This window comes from Achromobacter aloeverae, assembly GCF_004121055.1.
GTDB classification, from domain to species: Bacteria; Pseudomonadota; Gammaproteobacteria; order Burkholderiales; family Burkholderiaceae_B; genus Bordetella_C; species Bordetella_C aloeverae.
Map to the genome: position 1 here is coordinate 212,615 of NZ_PYAL01000006.1, position 19,638 is coordinate 232,252.

General features: G+C 66.9%; 14 protein-coding genes, 1 tRNA gene and 1 other RNA gene. 13 read left to right on the plus strand and 3 right to left on the minus strand.

The genetic code is table 11. The features are described 5' to 3' along the window. Window positions 1–9: 9 nt before the first annotated feature. The gene (locus C7R54_RS20185) at window positions 10–2,934 is read right to left on the minus strand and encodes an HD domain-containing phosphohydrolase (protein ID WP_129152227.1); all 2,925 of its coding nucleotides are present in this window, start codon (window positions 2,932–2,934) and stop codon (window positions 10–12) included. A 349-nt stretch (window positions 2,935–3,283) separates the two neighbouring features. Further along, window positions 3,284–3,358, minus strand: a tRNA-Arg gene (locus tag C7R54_RS20190). 107 nt (window positions 3,359–3,465) lie between these two features. Between C7R54_RS20190 and ffs the strand changes: the two genes are divergently transcribed. The 9 genes from ffs (at window position 3,466) to C7R54_RS20235 (ending at window position 11,935) form a co-directional block, all read left to right on the plus strand. Further along, window positions 3,466–3,563, plus strand: an RNA gene (gene ffs / locus C7R54_RS20195) — signal recognition particle sRNA small type. A gap of 107 nt (window positions 3,564–3,670) precedes the next feature. Beyond that, window positions 3,671–6,250 carry a DNA polymerase III subunit gamma/tau gene (gene dnaX / locus C7R54_RS20200; RefSeq protein WP_129152228.1) on the plus strand — a complete coding sequence of 860 codons (2,580 nt, stop codon included), beginning with the start codon at window positions 3,671–3,673 and terminating at the stop codon, window positions 6,248–6,250. 182 nt (window positions 6,251–6,432) lie between these two features. Next, window positions 6,433–6,759: a YbaB/EbfC family nucleoid-associated protein gene (locus C7R54_RS20205; protein ID WP_129152229.1), complete on the plus strand. Its 327-nt coding sequence runs from the start codon at window positions 6,433–6,435 to the stop codon at window positions 6,757–6,759. A gap of 14 nt (window positions 6,760–6,773) precedes the next feature. Continuing rightward, a complete protein-coding gene (gene recR, locus C7R54_RS20210) occupies window positions 6,774–7,382 on the plus strand; it encodes a recombination mediator RecR (RefSeq protein ID WP_129152230.1) in 609 nt (202 codons plus the stop codon). A gap of 73 nt (window positions 7,383–7,455) precedes the next feature. Next, entirely contained in the window at window positions 7,456–8,733 is a 1,278-nt protein-coding gene (locus tag C7R54_RS20215; RefSeq protein WP_129152231.1) for a CaiB/BaiF CoA transferase family protein, read from the plus strand. After that, window positions 8,730–9,770, plus strand: a complete 1,041-nt coding sequence (locus C7R54_RS20220) for an ABC transporter substrate-binding protein (protein ID WP_129152232.1) — start codon at window positions 8,730–8,732, stop codon at window positions 9,768–9,770. The genes C7R54_RS20215 and C7R54_RS20220 overlap by 4 nt, the downstream gene beginning before the upstream one ends. Then, complete coding sequence (locus C7R54_RS20225; RefSeq protein WP_129152233.1) at window positions 9,763–10,572, plus strand: ABC transporter ATP-binding protein; 810 nt, start codon at window positions 9,763–9,765, stop codon at window positions 10,570–10,572. Before C7R54_RS20220 ends, C7R54_RS20225 begins: the two co-directional genes overlap by 8 nt. Before the next feature lie 5 nt (window positions 10,573–10,577). Beyond that, window positions 10,578–11,372, plus strand: coding sequence for an ABC transporter permease (locus tag C7R54_RS20230; protein WP_129152234.1), 795 nt, complete (start codon window positions 10,578–10,580; stop codon window positions 11,370–11,372). Window positions 11,373–11,395: 23 nt separating this feature from the next. Next, window positions 11,396–11,935 (plus strand): carboxymuconolactone decarboxylase family protein, encoded by a 540-nt coding sequence (locus tag C7R54_RS20235; RefSeq protein ID WP_129152235.1) that lies wholly within the window; start codon window positions 11,396–11,398, stop codon window positions 11,933–11,935. Window positions 11,936–12,101: 166 nt separating this feature from the next. Here C7R54_RS20235 and tal read toward each other — a convergent pair whose 3' ends face one another. Further along, a complete protein-coding gene (gene tal, locus C7R54_RS20240) occupies window positions 12,102–13,052 on the minus strand; it encodes a transaldolase (RefSeq protein WP_129152236.1) in 951 nt (316 codons plus the stop codon). A 203-nt stretch (window positions 13,053–13,255) separates the two neighbouring features. On the opposite strand from tal, the gene carA reads away from it, so the two are divergent. The 4 genes from carA to C7R54_RS20260 all read left to right on the plus strand — a co-directional run bounded on the left by carA (window position 13,256) and on the right by C7R54_RS20260 (window position 19,611). Continuing rightward, window positions 13,256–14,419 (plus strand): glutamine-hydrolyzing carbamoyl-phosphate synthase small subunit, encoded by a 1,164-nt coding sequence (gene carA, locus C7R54_RS20245; protein WP_192903708.1) that lies wholly within the window; start codon window positions 13,256–13,258, stop codon window positions 14,417–14,419. Window positions 14,420–14,429: 10 nt separating this feature from the next. Next, window positions 14,430–17,675 (plus strand): carbamoyl-phosphate synthase large subunit, encoded by a 3,246-nt coding sequence (gene carB, locus C7R54_RS20250; protein WP_129152237.1) that lies wholly within the window; start codon window positions 14,430–14,432, stop codon window positions 17,673–17,675. A 91-nt stretch (window positions 17,676–17,766) separates the two neighbouring features. Continuing rightward, on the plus strand, window positions 17,767–18,663 hold the full coding sequence (lpxO, locus tag C7R54_RS20255; RefSeq protein ID WP_129152238.1) for a lipid A hydroxylase LpxO: 897 nt from the start codon (window positions 17,767–17,769) through the stop codon (window positions 18,661–18,663). A 174-nt stretch (window positions 18,664–18,837) separates the two neighbouring features. Further along, window positions 18,838–19,611, plus strand: coding sequence for an SDR family oxidoreductase (locus C7R54_RS20260; protein WP_129152239.1), 774 nt, complete (start codon window positions 18,838–18,840; stop codon window positions 19,609–19,611). Window positions 19,612–19,638: the final 27 nt, after the last annotated feature.

Genomic DNA, 19,638 nt, shown 5'->3' on the forward strand with positions numbered 1-19,638 from the left:
TATTCCCGGCTAGCCTGCCGCCGTGATGGCGAGCACCGCGTCGATGTCCGGTTCGTCGATCTGGTCCGGGCTCATGTACTGCTTCGCATATTCGCGCCATACCTCGGACGTCAGGAATAGATCGAGCAGGTCGGGGTCAAGGTGGCGATCGCGTTTCATGGCGCCCATGATGCGTATCGCCTCGCTCAGTTTCTTGCCTTGCTTGTAGGGACGGTCGGCGGCGGTCAGCGCCTCGAAGACATCGGCGATCGCCATGATGCGGGCGACCACGCTCATGTCGTCGCGGCGCAAGCCGCGCGGATAACCGGTGCCGTCCATTTTCTCGTGGTGGCCGCCGGCGTATTCCGGCACATGGCGCATCGTTCCGGTCAGCGGCAGGTCTTCCAGCATGACGATGGTGTGCTTGATGTGCTGGTTGATGAGGTAGCGTTCCTCGGTGGTCAGGGTGCCGCGGCCGATCGACAGGTTGTAGCGTTCGCCCAGGTTCAGGCGATGCTCGGGACGCTGCATCGTGAAGCCCGCCTTGGCCCCGAGTTCGGTGAGCAGGCTGTCGTGATGCGCGATGAGATGGTCCGGACGGTCGTCGAGCAGTTTCTCCCGTGTCGGCAAGGGAGGCGCGGGCGTAAGGTCCTTGCGCGACTTTTCGTCGCGCGAAATGCCGATGCGGTCGTCCAGCGTGCGGGTCCATGCGCGGTCGCCGATGGCGTGCAGCCGCTGGATGTGTTCCTCCGCCATGGCTTCGCCGCCTTCGTTGCATGCGGCCACGAAGGCATAGTCGCTGTCCAGTTCCGCCAGGGTCGCATCCCGCACCCCGGCCAGTGCCTGCGCATCGCCGCCTTCGGCCACGCCGCGCCAGTAGGCGGTCCATGCGTCGGCCTTGAGCAGCTCGAAGCGCATGCGGATCTCATGGATGCGGTCGTGGATGGTCTCCAGCTTGGTGGCCTTGTCGACGATGTATTCGGCCGTCACCAGCTTGCCGCAATCGTGCAGCCAGCTCGCGACGCGGATCGCCTCCCATTCGTCCTCGGTCGGGTTGAAGTCCGCGAAGGGGGCGCTGCCCGACCGGCTGGCGGCTTCGACCAGGGCCGCGGTCAGCATGGGAACCCGATGGCAATGGCCGCTGGTGTACGGGGATTTCGCGTCGATGGAATTGGCGATCATGCGGATCACGGCGTCGAGCAGCGACTTGCGGTCCTTCAGCAACAAGGTCATCTCTAGCGTCATCGCGGCGGTGCCGGCCAGCGCCCGCACCAGCTCCAGGCTGGCATCCGGCGCCGCGCCGGTCTGGACGCGGGCGGCCAGGACCAGGGCGCCGATCACCGCGTCGGAATGGTTGCGCAGGGGCACGACCCAGTAGCGGAACATCCGCGCCTGCTCAAGCGGCGCCGGGTTCACCAGGCCAGCCAGGAAGGGCGGCAATGCGCGGTCGTCGCGGTCGAAATGCGTGACGGTCTGGCCGGCCAGCGCCCGCAGGACCTGATCGTCGATGTCATGCCGGGCGATGGCGCGCGCCCCTGTGTCGTCCGGGGCGGCGTCGCGCGTGATCACCGACAGCGTGGCGCCGTCGTCCTCCGTCATCAAAAGCACGCCCCCTTCGGCGTCGGCGACACGGATCGTTTCCAGCAGCAGGCGCCGCATCAGTCTCACGGGATCGCGCTCCGAGGCAAGCGCATGGCCGATTTCGATGAAGCGCTGGATGGTGGCGCTGGCCTTGCCTATGGACTGCGACAGGCTCTTGATTTCGCGTACGGAGGTATGTGCTTCCGTCGGCGCGGGCGTGAACTGAAAACGCTGGATATGTTCGGCGTCCCGCGCCAGCTGCGCCAGCGGCTGGCTGATGCTGCGCGAGGCAATCCGCACGACAGCCATCGCGATGACCGCCACGGCCACGCCCAGCCATAGGAGGACCGACACCAGGTCGCGGGCGCCGGCCAGCATTTCGTTGGACGGCGTGGCCTTGACGATGCGGAACGTCCAGGGGCCGGATTGCAGAGGGGCTGAACGTATGACCCAGTTGGCGCCCTGGTGATTGATGGTGCCGACCTTGGCGTGTCCGTCAGCGGCGGCGCTGGCGAAGGCGAGCATGTCGGGCCCGATGGACGGCGATGGCCACGACGCCCTGGCGCCGGCGCTGCCTTGCTCGAACGGGATGCTGCTTGCCACGATTTCATTGCGCTCGTTGAGCAGCAGCAGGGCCGCGGACGGCGTGTCCTTCATCTGCCGCAAGGCCTGGGAGAGGTCGGCGAGACCCAGGTCCGCGCCCACCACGCCCGCGCCGGAGTCCAGGCTGCGCGCAACCGTGACGCCGCGTTCGTTCGTGACGAAGAACCAGTACGGGTCGGTGATGATGGACGTGCTGGCCTTCTTGGCGGCCTGGTACCAGTCGCGCAGTCGGGGGTCGAAGGGCGTCGCCGGCGCATCGGCGCGCCCGATGGTTTTCAGCTCATGGTCGAGGAAGGACAGTTCCATCCGTGCGCCTTGCACGATTTCCAGGAAGTAGCTGGCGTTATCGGGCGCGGCCAGCGCCTGGCGGGCGGCGGGGGAAGTCAATCGCCGCAGCAGCACGAAACCGCCGTCGTCGTAGCCGACGTAGAAGGCGGACAGGAAGGGCGAGGACCGGAGCAGGATGCTCAGTCTTTCGATGAAGGCGGGCTGGGAGGCGCTGGCGAAATCGTAGGCTTGCGGATCGGCGGCGTAGGCCTGCAGCAGGTCGTCGGCCCCGCTGATGCTTTTGTTGATCTGGATGCGGCTTTCGTTCGCCATGTGGTCGAACAGGGTGTGGGAGGCATCCTCGACAAGGCCGCTTACCTGGCGATGCACGTAGAAGACCAGTCCCAGCACCGCCACCAGCACGGTAGCCCCGAACACCAGCGCGAGATGCGTACCCAGGCGCCGGTCGCGCCACGGGGAGGATGCCTGAACGGGGCTGGCCATAAAAACACCTTGGAAATTTTCCGAGCCAGTGGCGCGATCAGGTGCCTCAGTGCCGGGGCCGTGGGGCGGGAGGACGCGTTACGGGCGCTAGGGACGATGGGAAGATGACCGCACCGTTGGCGTGCTATCTCCCCGCTATGTCAATAGTAGCGACATGGTGTTGCATTTAATAATACTCACACGCCGAGGAAACCGTGCGGAAACTTTGAGGAATCTGGCCTGGCGGGAAAACCAGACGGATGCTTCAAGGGGAGCGGTTGCGCGCCCGCCGTACCTGCTCCTGGCTGGCGGGGCGTCGCTGCGCGTGGGGTGGCGGGGCCGTGGGGTGGCGTTACGAGGAAGGAGGCCTTGGCCTCGCCGGGTGGAATCGAACCACCAATTGACCCTTAGGAGGGGCCGGTTATATCCATTTAACTACGGCGAGTCGCTGAACAGCGGAGGCGGCGAGGGCCGCGTCGGTGGGGACCGAGATTCTAACATCGGCGGAAGGCGGGGACCAACGGCGTGCGCCGATCTGCTAGAATTCGCGGTGACGGGCCCCTTCGCATGGTTCGGCGGTGAACCTGGTCAGGTCGGGAACGAAGCAGCCATAGTCGTTTAGGATCAGTGCCGGAGTAAGGCTCGTCAACGAAATTCCCATAGGGACGGGCCATGACGGAACCGCGTACAAAGCGCAGGTGTTCGTCGTGGCCCGTCCCTTTCGTCTTTCAGGCCCGGCAGGCTCTACAATCCGCGCATGACCTATCTCGTACTGGCTCGCAAGTGGCGGCCCCGATCCTTCGACACCCTGGTGGGGCAGGACCACGTGGTGCGCGCGCTGACGCACGCGCTGGATACGCAGCGCCTGCACCACGCCTGGCTCTTCACCGGTACGCGGGGCGTGGGCAAGACCACGCTGTCGCGCATCCTGGCGAAATCGCTCAACTGTGAAACCGGCATTACCTCCAAGCCTTGTGGCGTATGCCGGGCGTGCACGGAGATCGACGCCGGCCGCTTCGTCGACTACCTGGAGCTGGACGCGGCGTCCAACCGCGGCGTCGACGAGATGACCCAGTTGCTGGAGCAGGCGGTGTACGCGCCTGGCGCCGGGCGCTTCAAGGTCTACATGATCGACGAAGTGCACATGCTGACGGGCCACGCCTTCAACGCCATGCTGAAGACGCTGGAAGAGCCGCCGCCCCACGTCAAGTTCATCATCGCGACGACCGATCCGCAAAAGATCCCGGTGACGGTGTTGTCGCGCTGCCTGCAATTCAACCTGAAGCAGATGCCGCCCGATGCCATCGTCGGCCACTTGAGCCACGTGCTGGGCGAGGAACAGGTCGCCGCCGAGGTACCGGCCCTGCGCCTGATCGCGCAGGCGGCGGCCGGCTCGATGCGCGATGCGCTGTCGCTGACCGACCAGGCCATTGCGTACAGCGCCGGCAACCTGACCGAGGACGCCGTGCGCGGCATGCTCGGCACCATCGACCAGCGGCATCTGGTGCGCCTGCTCGACGCGCTGGCCGCGGGCGATGCGCTGGCGGTGCTGGCGGTGGCCGACGAGCTGGCCACGCGAGGACTGTCGTATGGCGGCGCGCTGGCCGACCTGGCGGTGCTGCTGTCGCGGGTGGCCATCGAGCAGCGAGTGCGCGGGGCGACGCCGGCCGACGATCCATTGGCCGCCGACGTGGCGCGGCTGGCGGGCGCGCTGCACGCCGATGCGGTGCAATTGTTCTATTCCGTGGCGGTGCACAGCCGGCAGGAGCTGGCGCTGGCGCCGGATGAGTACGCCGGATTCGTCATGGCCTGCCTGCGGATGTTGTCGCTGAGTGGCGAGGCGGGGCCGCCGCAGACCCTGCCGCCTTCGGGGCGCGGTAGCCAGGACGCCGCGGGGGCCGTCGGCGCCGCTGGCGCCGCATCCGCGCCGGCTGTCCCGGCCGCCGCCCCGGCCGTGGCCGCCGCGCAAGCGCTGGCGCCGGGCGGCGTTGTGCCCGCGTCGCAGGCGGGTTCGGCTGGGCCTGCCGGTGCCGTGCCCGCTTCGCGGACGGGTTCGACGGCTGCTGCCGCGAGCGCTCCCGCTGCGCCGCCGTTGGCGGATGTTTCCGCCGCTCCCGTTGCTCAGGCGGCTGCCGGAACTGTTTCCTCGACGGTTCGGGGCGGTGCCGAAACTGTCGCTGCCCATCCGGGCGTGGCTGGCGTGAACGCTACGGCGGACGCTGCCGCTTCGGCGGCCTCGGCCGGCATGGCCGCGCCCGCCGCCGTGCAGGCGGCGCCTGGGGCCGGGACGTCATCGGCGGCATCCGGGACGTCGGCTGGCGCTGGCGGGCAGGCGGCCGTCGCGCCCGAGCCTTCAGCTCCATCCGCGCCTGGGGCGACCGGGGTTGTTGAAGCGGGTATGCCGGCCGCCGGCGGTGCGCCGCCTTGGGACCAGGCGGACGCCGCGACATCGACGCGGGCCGCGACGCGAGGTGGCGCCCAGGATCGCTCGGCGGCAGGCGTAGCATCGGCCACGCCGACGGCAGAGGCCGGCCAAACCGCATCGACTGCACCGGCAGCATCGCCCGCACAGCAAGCATCGACTGCACGGCAAGCGTCGACCGGGCAGCAGGTACCGACGGCACGGCCGGCACCGGCAGCGCAACAAGCCCAACAAGTCCAGCCGGCCCAACAGGCCCAGCAAGCTTCCGCAGTTCCCGCAGCGGACGAACCGCCATCCTGGGTCGACGAGGTCATCCCGGACGATGCCGAAGGCTATGCCGGCGGCGACGGTTATTTTGGCAACGACGACGGCTACACCGCCACGGCCGACGAGGACGAATTCGAGACGCTCGGCAGCGCCGGCGGCATGCCGGCCGCCACCGAAGCGCCCCGCCGCGGCCCGGTGGCGAACCGCGGGTCGACGCCGCGGACCGCGCGCGGTCCGCGGCTGTCGGACATGGACGCCGCGTCCTGGCCGGCGCTGGCGGCCCAGTTGCCGGTGACTGGCCTGGCCGCCGAAGTCGCGCGTCAAAGCGAATGGGCGGGCCTGCATGGCGACCTGGTGCGCCTGCGCCTGGCGGTGCGCACGCTGGTCGACAGCGCCAGCAAGCAGCGCTTGCAAACCGTGCTGTGCGAGCACTTCGGCCAGGCCGTCCGCCTGGAGGTCGAGTTCGGCGTCACGGGCGACGGGACGGCCCACGCCGTCGCGCAGCACGAACGCGCCGCCCGCCAGCAGGCTGCCGAGGAGGCGGCCGTGGCCGACCCCTTCGTGCAGGCATTGGTCGATAATTTCGGCGGCAAGATCGTGCCCGGCTCCATCCGGGCCATCGAGCCGCCCCTGGCGGCCGCGGCATGAGGCGCGTCGCCAACCGCGCGGCCGTCGTGCGGGGCGCGCACGCAATATGCGGCGCGGCGCTGGCCCGCCCATATCCGGTCCGGCGCGAGGGCGCCTGACGCGCCCGCCGTCCCGGCCACGCTACGAGTTTCAGATTCCAGACTTCATTCAGTCATCCCATTTTCCAGAAGGACGTTTCCATCATGATGAAAGGACAATTGGCCGGTTTGATGCGCCAGGCGCAGCAAATGCAGGAAAACATGAAGAAGGCCCAGGAAGCGCTGGCCGAGATCCTGGTCGAGGGCGCCTCGGGCGGCGGCCTGGTCAAGGTCACGATGTCCTGCCGCCACGACGTCAAGCGCGTGGCCATCGACCCCAGCCTGCTGGGAGATGACAAGGACATGCTGGAGGACCTGGTCGCGGCCGCGTTCAACGACGCCCTGCGCAAGGCCGAAGCCACCAGCCAGGAAAAAATGTCGGCGGTGACCGCCGGCATGCCCATGCCCCCGGGCATGAAGTTCCCGTTCTGATTCGACAGGACCGCATGGAACCCCTGCTGCCCGAACCCGAACCGCTGCTGGCGCTGATCGAGGCGCTGCGCCGCCTGCCCGGCGTCGGCGTGCGGTCGGCGCGCCGCATGGCGTATCACCTCTTGCAGCACGATCCGCAAGGGGCCGACCTGCTCGGCCGCGCGCTGGCCGGCGCCACGCAGAACCTGCGCCACTGCGCGCGCTGCAACAGCTTCTCGGAAGACGAGATCTGCGCGACCTGCGCCAATCCGCGCCGTGATCCCACCCAGCTGTGCATCGTCGAGACGCCGGCGGACCAGAACATGATCGAGTCCAGCCACGGCTATCGCGGGCTGTATTACGTGTTGATGGGACGGGTTGCGCCACTGGAGGGCGTTGGGCCGCGCGAGCTGGACTTCGATCGCGTGCTCAGGCGCGCTGGCGATGGCGTGGTCACTGAGGTCATCCTGGCCACCAATTTCACCGCCGAGGGCGAGACGACTGCGCATTTCCTGGGCGAGGCGCTGCGCGAGCGAGGCTTGTCGGTAACGCGCCTGGCGCGCGGCGTGCCCGCGGGCAGCGAACTGGAGTATGTCGATGCCGGCACCATCGCCTGGGCGCTGATGGAGCGCAAGTCGGCGTAAAGCGGTATCCGCGGTGCAAGCGGTGCAAGCCACCCCGGCGTCAGCCCGGAGAAGACCATAAGGAGACGCCAGGATGTCAGCCTTGGCCGGATTGAAAGTCCTCGAACTGGGCACGCTGATCGCGGGCCCCTTCGCCGCACGCCTGTTCGGCGAGTTCGGCGCCGACGTGATCAAGGTGGAGACGCCCGCCGGCCCTGACGGCAAGGGCGGCGGCGATCCCATACGCACCTGGCGGCACCTGCACGAGGGCAATTCGCTCTGGTGGACCGTGCAGGCGCGCAACAAGCGCTCGATCGCGCTGAACATGAAGGACGAGCGGGCCCGCGACATCGCCTTGCGGCTGGCGCTCGACGCCGATGTCATCGTGGAGAACTACCGTCCCGGCGTGCTGGAGAAATGGGGACTGGGCTACGAGCAGTTGCGCGCGCGCAATCCCGCCACCATCATGGTGCGCCTGTCAGGCTACGGCCAGACCGGTCCGATGCGCGACATGCCCGGCTTCGGCGCCATCGGCGAATCGATGGGCGGCCTGCGCTACGTGTCGGGCCACCCCGACCGCCCGCCGGTGCGGGTGGGCATTTCCATCGGCGATTCCATCGCCGCGCTTCATGGCGTCATCGGGGCGATGATGGCCCTGCGCCATCGCGACGCCACGGGCGGCCGCTGGGATGGGCAGAGGGGCGGCCAGGGCCAGATGGTCGACGTAGCCCTCTACGAATCGGTCTTCAACATGATGGAAAGCCTGGTGCCCGAGTACGACGTGGCCGGCGTGGTGCGCGAACGCACCGGCGGGGCCTTGCCGGGCATCGTGCCGTCCAACACCTACACCACGGCCGACGGCCAGAACATCGTCATCGCCGGCAACGGCGACGCCATTTTCCTGCGCCTGATGCATGCCATCGGCCGCGCCGACCTGGCCACCGATCCGGACCTGGCGCGCAACGACGGCCGCGCCCGCCGGGTGGCCGAAATCGACGGCGCCATCCAGCAATGGTGCGACGGCCGGCGGATCGAGGAGGCGCTGGAAACCTTGCGGCGCGCCGATGTGCCGGTGGGCAAGATATACAGCGTGGCCGACATGTTCAGCGATCCGCAATTCCTCGCGCGGGCCATGATCGAGCAGCATCGCTTCCGCGACGGCACGCCGGTAAAGCTGCCGGCGGTCACCCCCAAACTGTCCGCCACGCCGGGCGGCACGCGCTGGCTGGGCCCGGATTTAGGGGAACATACCGAGGAAGTCCTGCAGGGGCTGGGGTATGATTCCGCAGCAATCGCAGAGCTGGCCCGGTCCGGCGCGATAGGAATCCGCCGTCCCCGGGACGCGGCACCAACATCGGAGACACAACAATGACAGTCACTCGCCGTGAACTGCTCAAGCTCGCCGGCTCGGCCGGTGTCATGAGCCTGGCCCCCGCCTTCGCGCGGGCCGCGAAACTCGAAAAGACCAAGGTGGCGATCGCCGTCGGCGGCAAGGCCCTGGTGTATTACCTGCCCTTGACCATCGCCGAGGTGCGGGGCTATTTCAAGGACGAAGGCCTGGATGTCACCATCGCCGACTTCGCCGGCGGCGCCAAGGCCTTGCAGGCCGTGGTGGGCGGCAGCGCCGACGTGGTGTCGGGCGCGTTCGAGCACTCGCTGAACCTGCAATCCAAGGGCCAGTTCTACCGCAACTTCGTGTTGCAGGGCCGCGCGCCGCTGATCGGCTTCGGCGTTTCGACCAAGACCATGGCGAACTACAAGTCGCCGGCCGACCTCAAGGGCAAGAAAATCGGCGTCACGGCGCCGGGTTCCTCGACCAACATGGTGGTCAACTTCTTCCTGGCCAAGCACGGCCTGAAGCCTTCGGACGTATCCATCATCGGCGTGGGCGCCGGCGCCGGCGCCATCACCGCGCTGCGTTCGGGCCAGGTCGACGCCATGTCCAATACCGACCCCGTGGTCACGGCGCTGGTGAGCTCGGGCGACATGAAGGTCATCGCCGATACGCGCACCCTCAAGGACACCCGCGACATTTTCGGCGGCAACATGCCGGCCGGCACCCTGTACACGGCGCAGAGCTACATCGACGCCAACCCCAACACGGTGCAGGCCCTGGCCAACGCCATCGTGCGCGCGGACAAGTGGATCCAGAAGGCCGGCATCGACGAGATCGCCAAGACGGTGCCTTCGTCCTACCTGCTGGGCGAGCCGGAGGTCTACAAGGCGGCGCTGAAGGCCAGCCTGGAAGGCCTGTCGCCGGATGGCATCATCCCCGAGGATGGCGCCGCCACCGCGGTCAAGGCCCTGGCCGCCTTCGTGCCGGATTTCGATCCGGCCAAGGTCGATCCGTCCAAGATCTGGACCAATGAATTCGCCAAGCGCGCGAACGAGAAATACCCGAATGGCTGAAGCAGCACTCTCGCTGGACAACATCACCTGCACGTTCATTTCCCGCGACGGCGGCGGCCAGCGCTATACCGCCGTGCGGGAAAGCACGCTGAATGTCGCCCCTGGCGAATTCGTCTCGGTGGTGGGACCGACCGGTTGCGGCAAGTCCACCTTGCTGAACGTGGGCGCGGGCCTGCTCTCGCCCACCACCGGGCAGGTGAAAGTGTTCGGCGTCCCCCTCAAGGGCATCAATCGCCGTGCCGGCTACATGTTCCAGGGCGAGGCCCTGCTGCCCTGGCGCAATGCGCTGGACAACGTCAAGGCAGGGCTGGAATTCGCCCACGTACCGGCCGCCGAGGCGGAGGAACGCGGCCGCGAATGGCTGCGCCGCGTCGGCCTGGGCGGTTCCGAGCATCGTTACCCGCACCAGATGTCGGGCGGCATGCGCAAGCGCGTCATGCTGGCGCAGACGCTGATCCGCGACCCCGACGTCATCCTTATGGACGAGCCTTTTTCCGCGCTCGATATCCAGACTCGCCAGTTGATGGAAAACGAGGTGCTGGACCTGTGGATGGCCAAGCGCAAGGCCGTGCTGTTCATCACGCACGACCTTGACGAAGCGATCGCCATGAGCGACCGGGTGGTCGTGCTGTCGGCCGGGCCGGGCACGCATCCTATCGGTGAATTCCATATCGACCTGCCTCGTCCGCGCGACGTTGCCGAAGTGCGCGCCCATCCGCGCTTCGTCGAGTTGCACGCCGCCATCTGGGATGTGCTGCGTGAAGAGGTCCTGAAGGGCTACGCACAGCAGAAGCGGGTGTAAGGCCCATGTCCACTATGATCAAACCCGGTTCCAAGACGCTGCGCGCGTGGCAGTTGTCGTTGTTGATAGTCCTGCTGCTCGCCTGGCACCTGGCCTCGCGCAGCCAGAACGTCGCGTTCTTCTTCGGCGAGCCCATCAAGGTTGCCCAGCGCATCTGGGCCTGGTTCGTCACCGACGCCGACGTCTACCAGCACCTTTGGGTGACCTTGTCCGAGACGGTCCTGGCCTTCATCATCGGCACCGTCGCCGGCCTCGGCTGCGGCCTGTGGCTGGGGTTGTCGCAGGGCTCCAGCCTGATCCTGGACCCCTACATCAAGGCCGCCAACTCCATGCCTCGCGTCATCCTGGCGCCCATCTTCGGCATGTGGTTCGGCCTGGGCATCTGGTCCAAGGTGGCGCTGGCGGTCACGCTGGTGTTCTTCATCGTCTTCTTCAACGTCTACCAGGGCGTGCGGGAAGTCAGCACGACGCTGCTGGACAATGCCCGCATGCTGGGCGCGGATCGGCGCCAGCTGCTGCGCCACGTCTACCTGCCTTCGGCCACCAGCTGGGTGTTTTCCAGCCTGCATACGTCGGTGGGGCTGGCCTTCGTCGGCGCGGTGGTGGGCGAGTACCTGGGGTCGGCCAGCGGCGTCGGCTACCTGATCCTGCAGGCGGAAGGCACGCTGGACGTGAATACCGTCTTCGCCGGCATCGTGGTGCTGACCGTATTCGCGCTGGTGCTGGATGGCCTGGTCACGCTGGCGGAAAAGCGGCTGATGAAATGGCAGCCGCGCGCCGGCGAAACCGAGAAACTCTGACCATCCCCGCATAGGACGCCGACATGGCCCGCCTGCCGTACGCCGATCTGCACAACGAAGAAGCCAAGCCACTGGTCGAACGCATCGTCGCCGAGCGCGGCAGCGTGCTCTTGCTCTATCAAATGCTGCTGCACAGTCCGCCCGTGGCCAGCGGATGGCTGACCTACCTGACGTCGATACGGCAGCTGAGCACCTTGCCGGGTGATATCCGCGAATTGGTCATCATGCGCGTGGCCGGCATGAATGGCGCGCCTTACGAGGCCGACCAGCATGCGCCCATCGCGTTGAAGGAAGGCATTACGCAGGCGCAGCTCGACGCCTTGGATCATTGGCAGGATGCTCCGCTGTTCGATGCGCGCATGCGTGCTGTGCTGGCCTATGCCGACGCCATGACGCGCCAGGTCCAGGTTCCGCAAGCCGTCTTCGACGCGGTCCTGGCGGAACTGGGCCAGCGCCACACGGTCGAGCTGACCGCCACGGTGGCGGCCTACAACATGGTTTCCCGCTTCCTGGAAGCCCTGCAAGTACATACCCACGACGAAGGGGCCCCCCCTACCCGCTGACGCGGGCCCCCAGGGGCAAAGCCAGCGGACCGGAAGGGCAGGCCCCCCCCACCCGCTGACGCGGGCCCCCAGGGGCAAAGCCAGCGGACCGGCAAAGCCGGCTCCGCGGCTTTCCCGATAGGTTCTTAAGGGGCGGAGTATTTAAAGGGGGGGCGGGATCTTCCGGTTACCGCAGCGCGTCGATCAGCTTGTCCAGCTTGATGGCGTCGGCCGCGAAGGCGCGGATGCCCTCGGACAGCTTTTCGGTCGCCATGGCGTCGTCGTTGAGCAGGGTGCGGAAGGGAATTTCGCTGGCGTCCAGGGGCGCCGGCGCAGCGCCGCCGGCGTCGGGCCGCAAGCGCACCGGCACGTCGCCCTGCGTTTCCGACAGCGTGGTCAGCAGTTCCGGGCTGATGGTCAGCAGGTCGCAGCCGGCCAGGGCCAGGATCTGGCCGACATTGCGGAAGCTCGCTCCCATGATTTCCGTCGGGATGCCGTGGGCCTTGTAGTACTGGTAGATGCGGGTCACCGACTGCACGCCAGGGTCGTTGGCGCCCGCGCGCTCCGCTTCGTTCCAGTCCGCGCCCGCGGCCTTCTTGTACCAGTCATAGATGCGGCCGACGAAGGGCGAGATCAGCTTGGCGCCGGCGGCGGCGCAGGCCACGGCCTGCGGCAGCGAGAACAGCAGCGTCATATTGCAGTTGACCCCTTCCTCCTGCATGACGCGGGCCGCCTGGATGCCCTCCCAGGTGGACGCGATCTTCACCAGGACGCGCTCGCGGGGTATGCCGGCGGCTTCGTACAGCGCGATCAGGCCGCGGGCCCGTTCCACGGTACGCCGGGTGTCGAAGGACAGCCGGGCATCGACCTCGGTGGAAACCCGCCCGGGGACGATTTTCAGGATCTCCGTGCCGAAAGCCACCAGCAGGCGGTCAAGGATCTGCTCCGTGGGCAGGTCCCGGTGGTCGCGCACGGTGCGCTCCAGCAGGGGACGGTAGGCTTCTTTTTGCACCGCCTTCAGGATCAGGGACGGATTGGTGGTGGCGTCGGTCGGACGGTAGGCGCGCATGGCCTCGAAGTCACCGGTGTCCGCCACCACGGTGGTGTGTTGGCGCAGGGAGTCGAGCTGGCTGGTCATGAGAGTCTCGGCGATCGGTTGTGTGTGCGGCGCCAAGGGCGCTGCCCGGTTGTCTAGCGTAGCACCGCGGGACCGCCGGCGGGGCGCGCCGGCGACCTCGAAAACGGGCCGTTCAGCCATGATTGGCGCGGCTTTCCGGGGAAAAAGGCCTTTCAAGGTATAATTCCAAGGTTTGATTACTGATTCTGAAACCGGGGTTTACTGTGCTGCCGCAACTTTTTCCCGAGGGAACTCATCGTTCTTCTCCCGCAATCTTGGCTCTGGCGGACGGTACCGTTTTTCGTGGAATTTCAATTGGCGCGCCGGGCCATACCGTGGCCGAGGTCGTGTTCAACACGTCCATGACCGGCTACCAGGAAATCCTTACCGATCCCAGCTACAACGGCCAGTTGGTCACGCTCACCTACCCGCACATCGGTAACACCGGTGTGAACGGCGAGGACGTCGAGGCGCGCAAGGTGTTCGCGTCCGGCCTGATCGTGCGCGACTGCCCCGCCCGCGTGTCCAATTTCCGCGCGACCAGCTCGCTGCCTGACTACCTCAAGGCCCAGGGCATCGTCGCCATCGCCGGCATCGACACCCGCAAGCTGACCCGCATCCTGCGCGAAAAGGGCGCCCAGGGCGGCTGCATCCTGGTCGGCGACGATACCGACCGCGCCATCGAGCTGGCGCGCAGCTTCCCCGGCATGTCGGGCCAGGACCTGGCCAAGGTGGTCAGCATCGAGAAACCGCTGGAGTGGACCGAGGGCACCTGGAACCTGGGCCGCGGCTTCGACAAGCCGGATACCTCCAAGTACCACGTCGTCGCCTATGACTTCGGCGTGAAGCAGAACATCCTGCGCCTGCTGGCGGACCGCGGCTGCCGCGTCACGCTGGTGCCGGCGCAGACGCCCGTCGAGGACGTGCTCAAGCTCAATCCGGACGGCCTGTTCCTGGCCAACGGTCCCGGCGACCCCGAGCCTTGCGACTATGCCATCGAGGCCACCCGCGCGTTCCTGGACCGCAAGCTGCCGGTCTTCGGCATCTGCCTGGGCCACCAGATCATGGGCCTGGCGGTGGGCGGCAAGACGCTCAAGATGAAGACCGGCCACCATGGCGCCAACCACCCCGTGCAGGACGTGCAGAGCAAGCGCGTCTACATCACCAGCCAGAACCACGGCTTCGAGGTGGATACGGCCAGCCTGCCGGGCAATACCCGCGTTACCCATGTGTCGCTGTTCGACGGCACGCTGCAGGGCTTCGAACTGACCGATCGTCCCGCTTTCTGCTTCCAGGGCCACCCGGAAGCCAGCCCGGGACCGCACGACATCATCGTGTTGTTCGACAAGTTCATCAGCCAGATGGCCGGCCAAGTTAAGACCGCGTAAAGATTGCACCATGCCCAAGCGTACAGACATTAAAAGCATCCTCATCATCGGGGCCGGCCCCATCATCATCGGCCAGGCCTGCGAATTCGACTATTCCGGCGCGCAGGCGTGCAAGGCCCTGAAGGCGGAGGGTTACCGCACCATCCTGGTGAACAGCAACCCCGCCACCATCATGACCGACCCGGAAACGGCCGATGTGACCTACATCGAGCCCATTACCTGGCAGGCGGTCGAGAAGATCATCGAGCGCGAGCGTCCCGACGCGCTGCTGCCGACCATGGGTGGCCAGACCGCGCTGAACTGCGCCCTGGACCTGGCCCATCATGGCGTGCTGGAGCGCTACAAGGTCGAGCTGATCGGCGCCAACGAGCAGGCCATCGAGAAGGCCGAGGATCGCCAGAAATTCAAGCAGGCCATGACCGACATCGGCCTTGAGTCGGCCAAGTCGGGCGTCGCCCATTCGATGGAAGAGGCCTGGGACGTGCAGCGCCGCATCGCGGCCGAAGTCGGTACGTCCGGCTTCCCGGCGGTGATCCGCCCCAGTTTCACCATGGGCGGTTCGGGCGGCGGCATCGCCTACAACGCCGAGGAATTCGAAACCATCTGCCGACGCGGCCTGGAAGCCTCGCCGACCAGCGAGCTGCTGATCGAAGAGTCGCTGCTGGGCTGGAAAGAGTTCGAGATGGAAGTCGTGCGCGATCGCGCCGACAACTGCATCATCGTCTGCTCGATCGAGAACCTCGATCCCATGGGCGTGCACACCGGCGACTCCATCACCGTGGCCCCGGCGCAGACGCTGACGGACAAGGAATACCAGATCATGCGCGACGCCTCCATCGCGGTGCTGCGCGAGATCGGCGTCGATACCGGCGGGTCCAACGTGCAGTTCGCGGTCAACCCGGCCAATGGCCGCATGATCGTCATCGAAATGAATCCGCGGGTGTCGCGTTCGTCGGCGCTGGCCTCCAAGGCCACCGGCTTCCCCATCGCCAAGGTCGCCGCGCGCCTGGCGGTCGGCTATACGCTGGACGAGCTGAAGAACGAAATCACGGGCGGCGCCACGCCGGCCTCCTTCGAGCCGACCATCGACTACGTGGTCACCAAGGTGCCGCGCTTCGCCTTCGAGAAATTCCCCACCGCCGACGCCCGCCTGACCACCCAGATGAAATCGGTGGGCGAGGTGATGGCCATCGGCCGCACCTTCCAGGAGTCCTTCCAGAAAGCCTTGCGCGGCCTGGAAGTGGGCGTGGACGGCCTGAACCAGAAGACCACCGACCGCGAGAAGCTGCAGGCCGAGCTGGGCGAGCCCGGTCCGGAACGCATCTGGTACGTGGGCGACGCCTTCGCCCAGGGCTTTACCCTGGACGAGGTGCATGCGCTGACCCATATCGATCCGTGGTTCCTGGCGCAGATCAAGGAAATCGTCGATATCGAGCTGGCCCTGGAGCAGAAGACCCTGGCCGACCTCGACTACGACACCTTGTGGCAGCTCAAGCGCCGCGGCTTCTCCGACCGGCGCCTGGCATTCCTGCTCGACACGTCGGAAATGGAAGTGCGCCGCCTGCGCCACCAGCTCAACGTGCGTCCGGTCTACAAGCGCGTGGACACCTGCGCGGCCGAATTCGCCACCCGCACGGCCTACATGTACTCGACCTACGAGGAAGAGTGCGAGGCCGCGCCGACGGACCGCAAGAAGATCATCGTGCTGGGCGGCGGTCCCAACCGCATCGGCCAGGGCATCGAGTTCGACTACTGCTGCGTGCATGCCGCCCTGGCGTTGCGCGAGGATGGCTATGAAACCATCATGGTCAACTGCAACCCGGAAACCGTGTCGACCGACTACGACACCTCCGACCGCCTGTACTTCGAGCCGCTGACGCTGGAAGACGTGCTGGAGATCGTGCACAAGGAAAACCCCGTCGGCATGATCGTGCAGTACGGCGGCCAGACGCCGCTGAAGCTGGCGCGCGCGCTGGAAGCCAACGGCGTGCCCATCATCGGCACCAGCCCGGAATCGATCGACGTCGCCGAAGACCGCGAGCGCTTCCAGAAGCTGCTCAACAAGCTGGGCCTGCGCCAGCCGCCCAACCGCACCGCGCGCACGGAAGCCGAAGCCCTGGCGCACGCCACCGAGATCGGCTACCCGCTGGTGGTGCGTCCCAGCTACGTGCTGGGCGGCCGCGCCATGGAAATCGTCCATGAGCAGCAGGACCTCGAACGCTATATGCGCGAGGCGGTCAAGGTCAGCAATGATTCGCCGGTGCTGCTGGACCGCTTCCTGAACAACGCCACGGAAGTCGACGTCGACTGCCTGGCCGACGGCCACACCGTCTTCATCGGCGGCGTGATGGAACACATCGAACAGGCCGGCGTGCACTCGGGCGATTCCGCCTGCAGCCTGCCGCCGTACTCGCTGTCGGCCGATGTCATCGCCGAGATCAAGCGCCAGACCGGCATGATGGCCAAGGCCCTGAACGTCAGCGGCTTGATGAACGTGCAGTTCGCCATCCAGGGCGGCGACGTCTACGTGCTGGAAGTGAACCCGCGCGCATCGCGTACGGTTCCCTACGTGTCCAAGGCCACCGGCCTGCAACTGGCCAAGATCGCCGCGCGCGCCATGGCCGGCCGCACCCTGGCCGACCAGGGCGTGACGAAGGAAGTGGTGCCGCCGTACTTCTCGGTGAAGGAAGCGGTGTTCCCCTTCGTCAAGTTCCCCGGCGTCGATACGATCCTGGGCCCGGAAATGAAGTCCACCGGCGAAGTCATGGGCGTGGGCACCAGCTTCGGCGAAGCCTTCGTCAAGTCGCAGCTGGCGGCGGGCGTGCGCCTGCCCGATTCCGGCACGGCCTTCATCAGCGTGAAGAACCAGGACAAGCCGCGCGCGGTCGAAGTGGCCCGCGGCTTGCACGCCCTGGGCTTCAAGCTGGTGGCGACGCGCGGCACGGCGTCCGAGATCGAGGCCGCCGGCATTCCGGTGCAGGTGGTTTCCAAGGTCACGGAAGGCCGGCCGCACGTGGTCGACATGTTGAAGAACGGCGAAATCTCGCTGGTGATCAATACCGTCGAGGAACGTCGTAACGCCATCGCCGATTCGCGCACGATACGTACGCAGTCGCTGGCGGCGCGGGTGACGTTCTACACGACGATCGCCGGCGCCCGGGCGGCGGTGGAAGGCTTGCAGTACCTGCGCCAAGGGCATGGGTTGCAGGTCTATCCGCTGCAGGAGCTGCACGCGTCGCTGACCAAGGCGGCGTAAGAACGGGCCGCTACGGCGGCCCGCGAACGGTAAAGGGCGGCGCAAGGCCGCTCTGTTCGTTGGAACGGTTGGATGTCGTCAGGAGTCGATCATGAAATGGTGGATACTCGCGTTGTTCGTGGTATGTGCCTTCGTCGTGCACTATCGTGGCCGTGTGCGGCACGCGTTCGCGCGCCAGGCGCTGGATCACTCCACGTTCACGTCGCCCATCAACGTCTTCATGTACGCGTTTTCGCGCGTGCCCAACCAGCCCTACCTGCCGCTGTCGGAGTTTCCGGAGCTGAAAGTGCTGCAGGAGCGCTGGGAAGAAATCCGCGCCGAGGCCGAGCAGCTCTTTTCGGCGGGCCACATCAAGGTTTCCGACAAATACAACGACGCCGGCTTCAACTCCTTCTTCAAGAGCGGCTGGAAGCGTTTCTACCTGAAGTGGTACGGCACCGACCATCCCTCGGCGACCGCGCTGTGCCCGGTGACCACCCGGCTGCTGGCCGATATTCCTTCGGTGAAGGCCGCCATGTTCGCGGCGCTGCCGCCCGGCAGCCGCCTGCCGCGGCATCGCGATCCCTATGCCGGCTCGCTGCGCTATCACATGGGCCTGATCACGCCCAACGATCCTGCCTGCTACATCGACGTGGATGGCCAGACATACTATTGGCGTGACGGCGAAGCGGTGATGTTCGACGAGACCTTCATCCACTACGCCGAGAACAAGACCGACGTCAACCGCATCATCCTGTTCGCCGATATCGAGCGGCCGATGCGCTACCGCTGGGCCCAGGCGGTCAACCATTTCCTGGGCGGCCTGCTGCTGCGCGCGGCGTCCTCGCCCAACCAGGAGGGCGACCGCACGGGTGGCATCAACCGCATCTTCGGTTCGGTCTACGCGGTGCGGCGCTTCGGCAAGGCGGTCAAGAAGAAGAACAAGCCGCTGTACTACGTGATGAAGTGGGCCCTGGTGCTGGGCATCCTGGCCTGGATCTTCCTGTGATGGGGAGGGCGCGGCGGTAGCCATGCCCTCCGACCGAGGCCAGGCCGCAAGCCTGGCCTTTTCTTTTCAACCGCGCTTGCGCTTGTGGATATGTCCGTCGTCCCGGCCCTGCCGGGGCACGCACGGAGCGCCGGCGTTCGCCTTATCCAAGGCGGCACGGACAAGGGAGGCCTCATGCCGAAACATGTATTCATCACCGGGGCCAGCAGCGGGCTGGGCCACGCGCTGGCCGAGCACTACGGCCGGCAGGGCGCCACGCTGGGGCTGCTGGGTCGGCGCGGCGAACGCCTGCGCGCGCTGGCCGACAGCCTGCCCAATCCCGACGCACATGCCTGCTACGGCGTGGACGTGCGGGACCGGGACGCCCTGCACGCGGCCGCGCATGATTTCATCGCGCGCAGCGGCGGCCGGGTCGATATCGTCATCGCCAGCGCCGGCATCAGCGTGGGCACGCTGACCGAGCATCCGGAGGACCACGACGTCTTTGACGCGGTCATGCAGACCAATGTCATGGCCATGGTGGCGACGTTCGAGCCTTTCATCGGCGCCATGCGCGAAGCCGGCGGCGGAACGCTGGTGGGCATATCCAGCGTGGCCGGCGTGCGCGGCCTGCCGGGGGCCGGCGCCTACAGCGCCTCGAAGGCGGCGGTCACCGCCTATTGCGAAAGCCTGCGTAACGAGGTGGTGGCGGACGGGCTGCGCGTGGTCACCATCGCACCAGGCTACGTGCGCACCGAGATGACCGCGCACAATCCGTACGCCATGCCCTTCCTGATGGACGCGGACGATTTTGCCCGCCGGGCGGCGGATGCCATCGCGCGTGGCGTTTCCTATACGGTGATTCCGTGGCAGATGGGCATCGTCGCGCGCTTGATGCGGGTGTTGCCGAATGCGGTGTACGACCGCCTGGCCCGCAAGGCGCCGCGCAAGCCGCGGCAAGGCGAATAGGGCGGCAGGGCCGCCGGGCGAGCAGGA